This window comes from Pseudomonas sp., assembly GCF_049300855.1.
Lineage (GTDB): Bacteria > Pseudomonadota > Gammaproteobacteria > Pseudomonadales > Pseudomonadaceae > Aquipseudomonas.
The window spans coordinates 30,940-44,849 of the sequence record NZ_JBAQKH010000008.1 but is presented as its reverse complement, the minus strand read 5'-3'; the positions used below and the strand labels follow the sequence as shown (position 1 = coordinate 44,849).

General features: G+C 61.0%; 11 protein-coding genes and 1 pseudogene. 5 read left to right on the top strand and 7 right to left on the bottom strand.

All coding sequences use genetic code 11. The features are described 5' to 3' along the window. Window position 1: 1 nt before the first annotated feature. The gene (gene cpaB, locus WA225_RS02275; RefSeq protein ID WP_422606705.1) at window positions 2-943 is read right to left on the bottom strand and encodes a Flp pilus assembly protein CpaB; all 942 of its coding nucleotides are present in this window, start codon (window positions 941-943) and stop codon (window positions 2-4) included. 331 nt (window positions 944-1,274) lie between these two features. On the opposite strand from cpaB, the gene WA225_RS02270 reads away from it, so the two are divergent. The 3 genes from WA225_RS02270 (at window position 1,275) to WA225_RS02260 (ending at window position 2,202) form a co-directional block, all read left to right on the top strand. After that, complete coding sequence (locus tag WA225_RS02270) at window positions 1,275-1,484, top strand: Flp family type IVb pilin (protein ID WP_108227240.1); 210 nt, start codon at window positions 1,275-1,277, stop codon at window positions 1,482-1,484. Window positions 1,485-1,502: 18 nt separating this feature from the next. After that, the gene (locus WA225_RS02265) at window positions 1,503-1,718 is read left to right on the top strand and encodes a Flp family type IVb pilin (RefSeq protein ID WP_422606704.1); all 216 of its coding nucleotides are present in this window, start codon (window positions 1,503-1,505) and stop codon (window positions 1,716-1,718) included. A 73-nt stretch (window positions 1,719-1,791) separates the two neighbouring features. Further along, the gene (locus WA225_RS02260; protein WP_422606703.1) at window positions 1,792-2,202 is read left to right on the top strand and encodes a response regulator; all 411 of its coding nucleotides are present in this window, start codon (window positions 1,792-1,794) and stop codon (window positions 2,200-2,202) included. Window positions 2,203-2,679: 477 nt separating this feature from the next. Here the strand turns inward: WA225_RS02260 and WA225_RS02255 are convergent, their stop codons facing one another. From WA225_RS02255 to WA225_RS02240, 4 genes are all read right to left on the bottom strand, one after another. After that, window positions 2,680-4,350 carry a ShlB/FhaC/HecB family hemolysin secretion/activation protein gene (locus tag WA225_RS02255; RefSeq protein ID WP_422606702.1) on the bottom strand — a complete coding sequence of 557 codons (1,671 nt, stop codon included), beginning with the start codon at window positions 4,348-4,350 and terminating at the stop codon, window positions 2,680-2,682. A 134-nt stretch (window positions 4,351-4,484) separates the two neighbouring features. Continuing rightward, complete coding sequence (locus WA225_RS02250; RefSeq protein ID WP_422606701.1) at window positions 4,485-6,071, bottom strand: collagen-like triple helix repeat-containing protein; 1,587 nt, start codon at window positions 6,069-6,071, stop codon at window positions 4,485-4,487. 297 nt (window positions 6,072-6,368) lie between these two features. After that, window positions 6,369-7,223, bottom strand: coding sequence for a MaoC family dehydratase (locus WA225_RS02245; RefSeq protein ID WP_422606700.1), 855 nt, complete (start codon window positions 7,221-7,223; stop codon window positions 6,369-6,371). Window positions 7,224-7,226: 3 nt separating this feature from the next. Continuing rightward, window positions 7,227-8,579, bottom strand: a complete 1,353-nt coding sequence (locus WA225_RS02240; RefSeq protein ID WP_422606699.1) for a 3-oxoacyl-ACP reductase — start codon at window positions 8,577-8,579, stop codon at window positions 7,227-7,229. Window positions 8,580-8,762: 183 nt separating this feature from the next. On the opposite strand from WA225_RS02240, the gene WA225_RS02235 reads away from it, so the two are divergent. After that, the gene (locus WA225_RS02235; protein WP_422606698.1) at window positions 8,763-10,040 is read left to right on the top strand and encodes an acetyl-CoA C-acetyltransferase; all 1,278 of its coding nucleotides are present in this window, start codon (window positions 8,763-8,765) and stop codon (window positions 10,038-10,040) included. Window positions 10,041-10,311: 271 nt separating this feature from the next. On the opposite strand, the gene WA225_RS02230 is transcribed toward WA225_RS02235, so the two are convergent. Further along, window positions 10,312-11,040, bottom strand: coding sequence for a methyl-accepting chemotaxis protein (locus WA225_RS02230; protein ID WP_422606793.1), 729 nt, complete (start codon window positions 11,038-11,040; stop codon window positions 10,312-10,314). Between the two features lie 129 nt (window positions 11,041-11,169). Then, window positions 11,170-12,177 (bottom strand): annotated as a pseudogene (locus WA225_RS02225) (cache domain-containing protein); the annotation flags it as partial. A gap of 528 nt (window positions 12,178-12,705) precedes the next feature. Here WA225_RS02225 and WA225_RS02220 point away from each other — a divergent pair. Beyond that, on the top strand, window positions 12,706-13,602 hold the full coding sequence (locus tag WA225_RS02220; protein ID WP_007914672.1) for a PA4780 family RIO1-like protein kinase: 897 nt from the start codon (window positions 12,706-12,708) through the stop codon (window positions 13,600-13,602). Window positions 13,603-13,910 lie beyond the last annotated feature (308 nt).

The following is a 13,910-nucleotide window of genomic DNA, read 5'->3' as shown; positions in this document are numbered from 1 at the left end:
GTCATGGGGTTTGTTGGGTGATTTGATTGCCGCGAATGATTTCCACGGCAGGCCGTGCAGGGCCACCGGAGCCACTGTTGGCCGGTGCTTTCGGGCCGGCACCCAAGGCCAGTTGCGTGAACTGGAAGAGTTGGTTGTTGGCGCTGTCCAGGTGCGCCGGTGCTTGTGTTTCGCCGGCCCAGTATTTGGCGAGGCGTTGTTCATCACTGCTGCGTACGGCCAGGCGCAAGGTGCCGACTTGCGTCGCCAGCATCAGTCGGCTGAGCAGTTGTTCCGGCACCGCCAGCACCACGGTGCGTGCGGCGATGCGGCGTTGATCCTGTTTGAGTTTGTCGTCGGCGCTCAGGGCCGGCGAGGCCGGTTGGCCGTCGTTGGTCAGGCCGTATTGTTCGCCGACGCCGAGCACGCGCATGGCCGGCACGACGATCTGGGCGGACTGTTGCAGGTTGCTGGCGTCCTGACGCAGGTACAGCAGCACATCGACGTAATCACCTGGGATCAGTTGCCCGGCCGCGCCGATGACTTCATCGACCGCCACGGTCAGTGCGCGCTCATCGCTGTGGATCATGCGGGCCAGTGAACCGCCGGCGCTGAAGCTTTCATCATTGAGCCAGGTGCCGGCGCTGAGGTGCCGCCAGGGTGTGCGGCCCACGGCCTGATCGACGCTGCTCAAACTGCCGGCCGGTGCGCTGCGCAGTTTTTCCACCGCCACATCGGCTGCCGTCAGCGCGGTGAATGGCGGCACATCGTGCAGCAGCACCACCACCGGTTGGCGAGTCTGGTCTTCGGCAATCGCGACAGTTTTTTCAACGGTGACGGTTGGGGCAACGGGGGCTTCGACAACGGGTGCCGGCTGACGGCTGAGCACCAGTCCCCAGTAACCGACAAAAATCGCTCCAAGCAGAAGTACGGCTGCAAGGCCCATGGTGACGCGACTGTTCATGACGGCTCTCCCTTTCCTGCTGCACGACCCACCGCACTTGCTAACGAGAGAAGTTCCCAATCCGGCAGCTATGAACATGCAACTATTTCGCTATTTCCACGCTAGCTGATCCAAGCCAAAACGCCATTAGTGACAGGAAAATAACCCACTAAAGTATGAGTCTTGGCCAATTAACAGCAGTGATCGGCAACTTCGCGAGGTGATTAATCCTTTGTGATTAATCCGTTCTTACAGTTGTTGGGTGGGGGTTTGTTGACAATGCTCAAATGGCACGGTGGAACCTTGCCGCTGTAGTGCGACATCGGCGCCAGAGGCGCGAAGGAGTGGATGTATGTTCCAGATGATTGTTGATTACTTGATGGCTCGAGTCCGTCTGTTGTGCAGAAACGAGGAAGCCGCGTCGGCTATCGAGTACGCGATCGTGGTGGCAATGGTTGCTGTGGTGGTTGTGGCATTTGTCACGCCGCTGGGCAATCGGGTGCTGTTCTACTTCAACAACATCCTCACCGGACTGGGCGGTACTGCCGTGACCAGACCCTGACCGCCAAGGAGAACTGCGATGCTCTTTGAGTACCTGATGATTCGTGCCCGCAGTTTCCTGGCCGATGACGACGCAGCCTCCGCGATCGAATATGCGATTGTGGTGGCGATGGTGGCGGTGGTGGTCATTGTGTTTGTGACGCCAGTGGGTGCCCGTGTGCTGGTCATGTTCAACAACTTGCTGGTGGCGCTGGGTGGAACGGCGGTGTCGAGTACGCCGGCGCCGTCTTCCTGAGCTGAAACGAAGCTCAATGCCCGGCTGATGTCGGGCTACACTCGGGTTCACTTTCAGTTTTCAGGGATTGCCCATGACTGCTTCTTCGCTGCCCCGCCAACAGTTGCTTCTGGTTGACGATGAAGAGGACGCGTTGCTGGAGTTGGCGGAGTTGCTGGAGGGGGAGGGGTTTGTCTGTCATACGGCGACGTCGGTGAAGCTGGCGTTGCATCATTTGACTCGCCATCCTGATATCGCCTTGGTGATTACTGATTTGCGCATGCCGGAGGAGTCTGGCATGTCGTTGATCAAGCGCTTGCGTGAACATACGTCGCGCCAGCATTTGCCGGTGATTGTGATGTCCGGGCATGCGGATATGGAGGATGTCAGTGACCTGTTGCGGTTGCAGGTGGTGGATCTGTTTCGCAAGCCGATTTATTACCTGAGGTTGTTGGAGACTCTGGATAATCTGTTTCCCAAGTCTTCTCGGAATGTGGCTGGGTGATGGGGGGATGGGGGGGCATATCCGTTGCTGCGGGTGTTGCTGATTAGGGTTCCGCCCTTACGGCGGGTCACTTTTTCCAGACGCCGAAAAAGTAACCAAAAAGGCTTGCTCCTGCGTTCGGCCCGCTCGCTAAGGCTCGGGGTTCCTTCGCTCCGGGATTGATCCGGGGGGCATCGCCTCCGGTTTGCTTCGCTGCACCTCCTCTCGATGTGTTTGGCTGCGCCAAACGGTCGCTGCGCTCCCACCCCCGGATCAATCCCTCCTCTCAGCCTTCCGACGTCGCCCGTGGATCAAGATCAAGATCAAGAGCTGCACCCGAGCTTGCGCTCATCGTGTTGAGTGGTGAGGAGCGGAAGCGATGCGTGGTGTGCGCTGGTTTGCTTTGGCTGTTCTGCTCGCGAAGGCGGCCTGACAGCCTACCAATTTCTTCCGGTTGTACAGGTCACCTGAGCTGCGAAGCCTCCTGGGTATTTCGGCTTACAGCTGATAGCTGAAGCTGATGCTGTAACGCGGCCGTCGATTGAACGTATCCAGGGCTTCATCCGACATGGCCTTCGCTGCTTCCAGTGCGATGTTGTAGTACTTGGCGTCGCCAAAGCGCAGTCCGATCGCCGCCGATGACAGGTTGTTGGCCTGCACCGGCAGTTCATTGAACCAGCTGCGCGAGCGGTCGAGCACGACATACGGTTGCAGGATGCGCACCCAGTTGCCGTCGCGGTTGAAGCTGTAGTTGATTTCGTATGCCACGCCCCAGCCTTTGTCGCCAGACGCTTGATCGTCGGGATAACCGCGACCGAAACTTTGCCCGCCGAACACCGCGCGTTCGCTGTCGGGCAGGGTGTCGTCGCTCCAGTACAGGGCGGCCGAGAGCACGCCTTGCCAGTTGTCGAAAAACTTGTCGCTCTGCACCCCGGACAGCCGCACGCGGAAGAAGTCGAGGTCGATGGCGTTGTTGTTGGTTTTTGCGCCCATGCTGTCCAGGCCTTGGTACACGCCACCGCTGAGGATCCGCAGTTGGCGGGCATCGGCCTTGCGCCAGTCGCTCTCGAAGGCGAGGGCGCGGATGTCGGTGCGTTCTTCGGCGCTGAGTGGGTAGCCGATCACGTTGTAGCGGGTTTTGTCGTTGACGGCGTAAAGCCTGGCTCCGGCGGTCAGCAGTTCGTTGGAGGCGGCAATCAGTGGCAGCGTGACGCCGATCGAGTAGCGATCGTTTTCGCGGTGCGGTTTGAGTTGCAGGCCATTGTCGAGCAGGACATTGGTGCCGGGGTCGGCGCGGTAGCGTGAAGCCGACAGCGCCAGTTGCGCGCCCTCGTCATTGAGGAACTGGTTGTAGTCGAGACGGTAGTAATGTTCGTGATCGTCACCCGGTGGGAACAGGCCGCTGAGGGTCAGTTGTTCGCCCATCGAGGTTTGCGAATTGCTGCTGACGCCGAGCAAGGCCTGGGTGCCGTTGCGGTTGTCTTCGGTGGTGCTCAGCGAGCTGGTGAACGGTTTGCGACTGGCCTGGGCGAGCAGGGTGGTGGCGCCGTCGGTGGTGCCCGGCGGTGGCACCTGGGCCTGGATCGTCACGCCGGGAATGCGCGTCATCAGTGTGGTGTAGCGCTCGAAAGTCTTGCGGGTCAGCGGCCGTTCGGCCTGGATTTTCGCCGCCAGTTTGTCGAGCAGGCCCTTGACCCGGCCGACATCGCCTTGCACCTGAACATCTCGCACGTAGCCTTCCACCAGCACCACGCGCGCGACGCCGTCATTGAAGTTTTGCTGCGGCAGGAACGCGTAGGACAGCAGGTAGCCGTCCTGTTGATAACGCCGGGTGATGCTGCGTGTGGCTTCGATCAGATCGGCGAGACGGCTCTCATGACCCACCAGCGGCTTGTAGATCTCGGCGAGTTCGTTGAGTGGATAAATCGTTCCGCCTTCGATCTGCACGGTTTGCAGTTTGATTTTGGTCTCCATCAGCAGCGGTTGCGCGGAGGCGGCACCGGCGTCTGGCACTTGCACCGGCGTGGCGCTCGGGCGGTAGGCGTCGGCCGGCAGGTTCGGTACGGGCAGGTTGCGGATGGTTTCGTTGCTGTTGAGAAAACTGGGCAGGGTGTCGGCGAGGGCTGCAGAACTGAGGCTGAGGAACAGCAGGGATGCCATAACGCGCATAGGACACTCCATGGTCAGATCACAGCGCAAGGCTGTTCTTCTCCTAAGAAAAAAGCGGAAGACTCGTGGGAATCTTCCGCCCTCAACCAAGCGTAGGCGCTGTAGGTGAGGCCGTCGAATCGGCCAGGTGCAATTTAGCGTTTGTTGCCTCCAAGAGCGCCGGTCAGTCCGCCGACGATACCGCCCAGCCCGCCGCCCACACCACCGGTGGCGCCCCCGCTGGCACCTCCGTTGACCAGGCCGCCGACTGCTGCGACGGTACCGCCGACGTTGGTTACCAGGCCACCGACCGCAGTGGTAACCGGGTTGTTGGTAGCGGCAATCGCGCCACCCAGATTGCTGACGGCACCGCCGACCTGGCCGGTGAGGCCGGCGACCGGTGAGCCGAGACCGGTGGCGCCACCCACTTGCTGGGTCAGGCTGGTGACCGCGCTGGTCACCGGATTCAGGCCGTTGCCCAAGGCACTGCCAACGGTGGCCAGTGGCGCAGTCGTTGCGGTGATCGGTGAGCCCGAGCCGCCGAGTACGGTGTTAAGCGAAGCGACGGTGTTGCCCAGGCCAACCGCAGTGACACCGCCGGCACTGACCACGCCGTTGGTATTGCCGGCATTCAGACCCGAGCCGACATTGACCACCGCGCCGCCAACGGTTTGCAGCAGGCCAGTACCACCGAGGCCGCCGCCCAAACCACCACCCACTCCACCAGTACCCGAGCCGGTGCCGTTGGACACCAGTCCCCCGGCCTTGCCGACCGCAGTCCCGGTATTGCTCAAGGCACCGCCGAGTGTATTAGTCAGGGCATTGCCGTTACCCGCATCGGTGACCTTGCCGCCCAGGGTGTTCACCGCGCCGCCGACTTGCGCAACCACGCCTTTGAGTGGATCGCCGAGCCCTGTAGCCGTGCCGAGTTTGTCGGTGGTGCTTTCAACCATGGCGATTACCGGCACCAGGCTACCGCCGAGCTTGTTGGTCAATTGGCTGGTCGGGCCGTTGGTCAGCGTGGTGTCGAGGGTATTGCCGAGCATGGTGACTTTCTCACCGACGCCATCAAGCAGCGGCGCGACTTTGGTCACCACACCGCCCACCACTGGCACGCTGCCGGTCGCAGTGGCCAGCTTGGCGCTGAGGTCGGATACGCCGTTGCCGACGTCCGTAACCACTCCACCAACCGAGGCAACGGTAGTGGTCAAACCTTTGGGGTCAGTGGCCAGTTTGCCAACGCCATCGGCCACGCCATTACCCAGGGTGCTGACGACATTGCCGGCGGTGTTGGCCGCACTCTGCACCACACCACCGACCACAGGTACGGTGCTCAGCGAGTCACCGATCTGGCCAACGCCAGTGCCGACACCCGTTACGGTCTTGCCGACATCCTGCACCAGGGTGGTGGTCACCAACGGTGTGGTGGTCGGATTGGTCGGATTGGTCGGGTTGGTTGGATCCGTAGGATTGGTCGGGTTGGTTGGGTTGGTCGGATCGGTTCCGCCTGTGCCACCCGTGCCGCCGGTCCCACCTGTACCACCGGTTCCGCCTGTACCGGCGGTGTCACCGGTACCGCCAGTGCTTCCGGTTCCACCGGTGCCAGCGGTGCTGTTGTCCGGTGACGAGCTGCCGGAGCTGCTGTGATGACCGCCACCGCCACTGCTGCAACCGGCGAGGCCGAGGGAGAGAATCAAAGCCAGAGCAATTGCCGATTTGCACCACACGTCTTGAGTTTTCATGATTGAGTCCTTGCACCTGTCACAACGTTCGTTGTCTTCGATGGCTCGCCGATCTGTCGTCGGTGATGCCTTCGCCCGTTGAGCTCAATCTCAGTCCAGGGGCAGGTTCACGACCATTCTCAAGTTGGTATTAACGCCTTTATATATAAGGCCCGTTGCAGCGCCTAAGGACTAATACCCAGGTGATAGCCGCGCAAAAAAAGGCCTTGATAATCAAGGCCCTGGTTTTTTCATTGGAAGGGGAAAGGACGGCGAAAACTTAAGTTATATACACACAATTAACGGTGTCCGGCGTGCTCAGGCAATGGGTTGCCACTGCCCGACCATGTGTTCGAGGTCTTGCGCACCGATCAGCCGCAACTCACCACTGGACCCCGCGGCACTCGCCAATAAGGTCACCTCACTGGGCAGGCGCACCGGTTTGCGAAAATGCACGGCGATCTCAAGATTGGCTTTGGGCAAATGATCGTTCAGCGCCGCGAGTGTTCGAGCCTTGTTCCACAAACCATGGGCAATGGCCGCTGGAAAGCCGAACAGCTTCGCGCTGGCCGCACTCAGGTGAATCGGGTTGTAGTCACCGGACACTTTGGCATATTGCCGCCCGATATCGGCCGGGGCTTTCCAGCGCGCCACCTCCACCAGCGATTGCGCGGGCTCCCAGGTGTGCTCGACAGGCTCACCCTCAAGCTTCACGCCGCGACAGAGCATCTGACTTTGCGCTTCCCACAGTGGCCCGAGTTGATCGTCCAGCGTCGTCAGGACATCAAACGTCGCGCCTTTTGGATGCGCTTGCAGGTTGTGCACGCGCACGCTCACTTGTGCACGACTGATTCCGCCCATTGGCCGCAACACGCGAATGCGGTTGCTCAGATGAATCAGCCCCAACAGCGGAAACGGAAAGTCCTTGGCGGTCAGTAATTGCATCTGCAAGGCGAAGGCGAGGATGTGTGGATAAGTCGGCGGCAGCAGGCCGTCGTCGGCAAATCCGCAGACCTTGCGATAGGCCGCCAAGCGTTTGCCATCGACGTCGACCCAACAGCGCAAACCGCTGCCGGGCAATTGCGTGCCGGTGATTTTGCGTCGCGTCGCGGCGCGTGCGTACAGCCCGGGCAGGCTCGGTTCGCGATCCAGCGTGTGCCATTCGATGCTCATGCCTTAAGCCCCCAGAACACTTTGTCCACAGACCCGCAGCGACTGCCCGGTAAACGCGCCGGTGCCCGGTTGTGCCAGCCACGCGACGGCTTCGGCGACGTCTTGCGGCAAGCCGCCCTGGCCCAGCGAACTCATGCGCCGTCCGGCTTCGCGCAGGCCGAACGGAATGTGTGCGGTCATCTGCGTTTCGATAAACCCCGGTGCGACGGCGTTGATGCTGATGCCGCGTGCCAGCAACGTCGGTGCCCAGGCCTGGGCGAGGCCGATCAGTCCGGCCTTGCTCGCGGCGTAGTTGGTCTGCCCGCGATTGCCGGCAATGCCGCTGATCGAGGCCAGCAGAATCACCCGCGCGTTGTCGTGCAGCGTGCCGCTGTCGAGCAGGGCCTTGGTCAACACTTGCGGTGCATTGAGGTTGACCGCAAGCACCGCGTCCCAGAATTCCGGGGTCATGTTGGCCAGGGTTTTGTCACGGGTGATCCCGGCGTTGTGCACCAGAATGTCGAGGCCGTCGGGGAGCTGTTCGATCAGTTGCGCGCCAGCGTCTTCGGCGCAGATATCGAGGGTGATGCTACGGCCGCCAAGGCGGGCGGCGAGTGCATCCAGGTCAGTCTTGGCCGGCGGCACGTCGAGCAGAATCACCTCGGCGCCGTCGCGGGCCAGGGTTTCGGCGATTGACGCGCCGATGCCGCGTGCAGCGCCGGTCACCAGCGCCTTGCGTCCGGCCAGCGGCCGTGTCCAGTCCGTCACCGGCGTTGCACAAGCGGTCAGGCGAATCACCTGCCCGGAGACGAACGCGCTTTTTGGCGAAAGGAAAAACCGCAGTGGCCCTTCCAGCTGATCCTCGGCGCCGTCGCCGACGTAGATCAGTTGCAACGTACCGCCGCTGCGCAACTCCTTGGCCAGCGAACGGGAAAACCCTTCCAGCGCGCGTTGCGCACTCGACGCAAACGGATCACTGAGGCTTTCCGGGGCACGGCCAAGAATCACCAGATGGGCGCTGTGTTCAAGGTTTTTCATCAACGGCTGAAAGAATTCACGCAGCTGTTTGAGCTGGTCGGTGTGCTGCAATTGACTGGCGTCGAACACCACCGCCTTGAGTTTCGGGCCGTGGCCGGGAATCCATTCGGTGGCGGCGGCGGGTTGTTCGCCGTAGCGGTAAATCCCCTCGGTCAGACGGTTGGCGAAGGCGCTGACGCGTTCGGCCAGCGGCCCGCCACCGATCAGCAGCGCACCTTCGACCGGGCGCAGGCGCCCGGCCTGCCAGCGTTCCAGTCGCACCGGCGACGGCAGACCCAGCGCCCCGACCAAACGGTGGCCGATGGACGAGTTGGCGAAGTCGATATAGCGGTCAGACATGGAACGCTCTCCAGAAGTCGGGGTTCAAAGTGTGGACTGCCAACGGCAATCAATCGTTCGATCTACGCAATAAGGCCTACGCTAGAACAGCAGAGTAGTTTGCCCTCGACGGTTGTGTTGCCGAACCCGATAGCAAATACACCACCGACCCTGTGAATCCGGATATTCAACAAGGAGTCATTCATGAGTCAGCTGCGCCGCGTCGCGATCATCGGCGGTAACCGTATCCCTTTCGCCCGCTCCAATGGGCCGTACGCCACCGCGAGTAATCAGGCGATGCTCACCGCCGCCCTCGAAGGCCTGATCGAACGCTACAACCTGCACGGCCAGCGCATTGGCGAAGTGGTGGCGGGTGCGGTACTGAAATTGTCACGAGATATGAACCTGACCCGTGAATGCGTGCTCGGCTCGCGCCTGTCACCGGCGACGCCCGCCTACGACATTCAGCAAGCCTGCGGCACAGGCCTTGAAGCCGCGATCCTGGTGGCGAACAAAATTGCCCTCGGCCAGATCGATTGCGGCATTGCCGGTGGCGTCGACACCACGTCTGACGCGCCGATCAGCGTCAGCGAAGGCTTGCGCAAAATCCTCCTGCAAGCCAACCGCGCCAAGACCACCGGCGACAAACTGAAAACCTTTCTGCAACTGCGGCCTCAACACCTGATTCCGGAATTTCCGCGCAACGGCGAACCGCGCACCGGTCTGTCGATGGGCCAGCATTGTGAGCTGATGGCGCAGACTTGGCAGATCCCGCGTGAAGATCAGGATCAACTGGCCCTCGAAAGCCATCACAAACTCGCTGCGTCCTACAGCGAAGGCTGGCACAACGACCTGATGACGCCGTTCCTTGGCCTGACCCGCGACAACAACCTGCGCCCGGACCTGACCCTGGAAAAACTCGCGACGCTGAAACCGGCGTTCGAGAAAAGCGTGAAAGGCACGTTGACGGCGGGCAACTCCACGCCGCTCACCGATGGTGCATCCGTGGTGCTGCTCGGCAGTGAAGAGTGGGCCAAAGAGCGCGGCTTGCCGATCCTCGCATATCTGCGCGACGGCGAGGCGGCGGCGGTGGATTTCGTCAACGGCGCGGAAGGCCTGTTGATGGCGCCGGCGTATGCGGTGCCACGCTTGCTGGCGCGCAACGGGCTGACCTTGCAGGATTTTGACTATTACGAAATTCATGAAGCGTTTGCGGCGCAGGTGTTGTGCACGCTGAAGGCCTGGGAAGATCCCGAATACTGTAAAAGCCGCCTGGGCCTTGATGCGCCGTTGGGTTCGATCGATCGTAGCCGGCTGAATGTGAAGGGCAGTTCGCTGGCGGCCGGGCATCCGTTTGCCGCAACCGGTGGGCGCATCGTGGCGAACATGGCGAAGTTGCTGGATGCGGCGGGGAAGGGCCGGGGGCTGATCTCGATTTGTGCCGCCGGGGGCCAAGGCGTCACCGCCATCATTGAACGCTAAAAGAGCCCCTCACCCTAACCCTCCCGAAACGTCGGACCGCCCGGAGGGAGAGGGGACTGATTGGGGGATGCTTCAGAGTTACGCCGACCTGATCTTGCTTTACCGAATCCATAATCGACGGTGTTTCCGTCAGACGTTTAGCCCAATCGATAATCGACGCGGTATTTCAGGTCGATGTATAACGCCAGACAGCTCGGTCAGCTCCCTCTCCCTCCGGGAGAGGGATGGGCGGGCGGCGTGCCGATGAGGGGCTGTTGAGGTCGCAACAATCTCAGGTACGAAACCGGCGTACCAACCCATCCAGCTCATTCGACAATCCCGCCAGACTCTGCGAATCCAGACGTGCCGAGTTGGCCAGTTCTGCCACCAACTGCGCATCGCCATGAATCTGGCTGATGTGCCGGTTGATGTCCTCAGCCACTTGATGCTGTTCTTCAGCGGCGGTGGCGATCTGTGTGTTCATGTCACGGATCACGTCTACCGATTCGCGAATCTGCCCGAAACTCTCGCGTGCCTCGCCGATGCGTGTCACTGACTGCTGTGAGACCTGCAGGCTGGCATGCATCTGTTGCGTGACCTGGCTGGTGCGCTTGGCCAGATTGCCGAGCAAGCCGTCGATCTCTGCCGTCGAATCCGCCGTGCGTTTGGCCAGGGCGCGCACCTCATCGGCGACCACGGCAAAGCCGCGCCCCTGTTCACCGGCACGCGCCGCTTCGATGGCGGCGTTGAGCGCCAGCAGGTTGGTCTGTTCGGCGATGGAACGGATGGTGCCGAGGATCGACTGGATATCGTTGCTGTCGCGTTCCAGTTGCTGCATCGACTGCGCCGATTGCTCCAGCTCCTGGCTCAGTTGATCGACGCTGGTTACCGCCGCATCGATCTGCTGCTGGCCTTGACGGGCCTGACGCTGACCGCTGTCGGCGGAGTCCGCTGCCTGACTGCACGAACGCGCGACTTCGTTGGCGGTGGCGACCATTTCGTGGAATGCGGTCGAGACCATGTCGACGGCTTCGCGCTGGCGCCCGGCCGCTTCGGCCATCTCGCTCGACACTCGGGTCGAACTCTGCGAGGTCGCGAGGATTTTCCCGGCGGCACCGCCGATGTGCTGAATCAGACTGCGGATCGCCGTGAGGAACTGATTGAACCAGTTGGCCAGTTGCGCGGTTTCGTCGTTGCCACGGATGTCGAGGTTTTTGGTCAGGTCGCCTTCACCCTGCGCGATGCCTTCCAGACCACTGGCGACGCTGCGGATCGGGCGCACGATCAGGCTGGCGAAACTGGCGCCGACCACGGCGAACAGCACGGCCAGCACGGCGGCGATGATTGCGATCAGCCAGGTCAGTTGCGTGGCTGAGCTCATCACATCGCTCTGCTTGATCAGGCCGACGAAGGTCCAGCCCAATTGCTCCGACGGCCAGACGTTGGCCATGTAGCGCTCGCCGTTAAGCTCTACTTCGACCAGACCTTTGCCGGCCTTGGCCAGTTGTGCATAACCCTCGCCGAGGCTGTCCAGCGGCTTGAAGTTGTGTTCCGGCTGTTTCGGATCGACCAGCACCGTGCCGCTGTTTTCCAGGAGCATCAGGTAGCCGGTTTCGCCCAGCTTGATCTGTTTGACGATCTCGGTGAGCTGCTTGAGCGTCACGTCGATGCTGACCACGCCGCCATTGCTGCCGAGTTTATTGTCGATGGTGCGCACGGTGCTGACGTAGGTCGCATCGTCCTGTGCCCAGTAATAAGCGGCGGTACGCAACGGCTTGCCCGGTTTGGCCTGGGCGGCCTTGTACCAAGGGCGCTGACGCGGGTCGTAGTTGCTGAGTTTGGGATCGTCCGGCCACGACACATATCCGCCGGCGGCGGTGCCAACGATGGCATAGGCGTAAGCCGGGTGGGCGTTGCCCAGATCCTGGAGGAACGCGAAGACCTTTTTGTCCATCTCGCCTTGCGGCACCGATTCGGCGTTGGCACTCATGTAGGTCTTGAGGCTGTCGTCGGTATTTTTGATCAGCGGTTGCGACGCCAGGTAATCGACGTTCTGGCTGATGCCGTCAAAAAACAGCTGCATGGCATTGCTGACCTGCCGGATCTCGCGCCCGCTGCTGTCGACAAAGCTGTCCCGGGCATCGCTGCGCAGGTTCATCACCACCAGGGTCGCGACCAGCACCACTGGCAAGCAGGCGATGATTGCAAACGCCCACGTCAATTTCTGTTTGATGTTCATCCGCGCTCCAGATTTTCTTGTAGGCCCACGCAGTGCAGATGACTTGTGGTTTATTGGCAGCCGAAAACGTTGTCGATCACCCGGTTCCCTGAGGGCGGCATCGCTGATTTTTTTGGAACGATTGTCGGACAAATCCCTCTGTCATTGAGGACTTCGGCTGCAAAACAGGGAAATTGAGGCGACTTCGAAAAAATCTTCCGAAGGGTATTACCCCCTGTGTCAGATTCTGTCGCAAATGCCCTTGAAGACATGTCCCAACAAGTCCATCAGGCTCGGCTATGATTCCCCTCGGTCGATGCGCGAGCGCAGAGTTGGCCCTGTTTAATCCGGCACAGTGTGTGCATTCTCAACGTTCACAGGTCGGCAACCCCTCCCCGTGATGCGAGGATTGCCGTATAACGAGTGACATTCGCGTGTTTGGTAATAAAGGACCCACAATAAAAGCTGATGAAGACTCCAAAACGCATTGAACCCCTGATCGAGGACGGTCTGGTCGACGAAGTGCTGCGCCCACTGATGAGTGGTAAAGAAGCAGCTGTTTATGTGGTGCGCTGCGGCAATCAGTTACGTTGCGCAAAGGTCTACAAGGAGGCGAACAAACGCAGTTTCCGCCAGGCGGCCGAGTATCAGGAAGGCCGCAAGGTTCGTAATAGCCGACAGGCACGGGCGATGGCGAAAGGCTCCAAGTTCGGTCGCAAAGAGACCGAAGATGCCTGGCAGAACGCCGAAGTGGCGGCGCTGTTCCGTCTGGCCGGTGCCGGGGTGCGGGTGCCCAAGCCGTACGACTTCCTCGACGGCGTGCTGTTGATGGAACTGGTGGCCGACGAATTCGGTGACGCTGCGCCGCGTCTGAACGACGTGGTGCTGGAGCCGGATCAGGCGCGCGAATATCACGCGTTCCTGATTTCGCAGATCGTGCTGATGTTGTGTACCGGTCTGGTGCACGGTGACCTTTCGGAGTTCAACGTGCTGTTGACGCCGACCGGTCCGGTCATCATCGACCTGCCGCAAGCGGTCGACGCTGCCGGCAACAACCACGCGTTCAGCATGCTGGAGCGTGATGTCGGCAACATGGCTTCGTACTTCGGTCGCTTTGCGCCGGAGTTGAAACTGACCAAGTACGCCAAGGAAATGTGGGCGTTGTACGAAGCCGGCACCTTGCACCCGAACAGTGTGCTGACCGGTGAGTTCGATGATCCGGAAGACCTGGCCGATGTGGGCGGGGTGTTGCGCGAGATCGAAGCAGCGCGCCTCGACGAGGAACGCAAACAGGCGATCCGCGCGGCAGACGATGAGCCGAAAGGCAAGTCCGACGAACCACCGCCACCACCGTGGATGCAGTGATTGCTTGATGAGAAACCCGGCTTCGGCCGGGTTTTTTGTTTGAACCGGAAGCCCCAAAACCCCTCATCGGAACGCCGCCCGCCCAGCCCTCTCCCAGAGGGAGAGGGAGCCGACCGAGGTGTCTTTCGCCATTCATCGACCTGAAACACCGGGTCGATTATGGATTGGATGAGGTTAGCATTTGGACCTGTTTGGATTCGGTAAAGAAATTTCAGGTCGGCGTATTTCCACAGCATCCCCCAATCAGTCCCCTCTCCCCCCGGGAGAGGGTTAGGGTGAGGGGCCCCTTTCGGATCCCCGCAAATTCA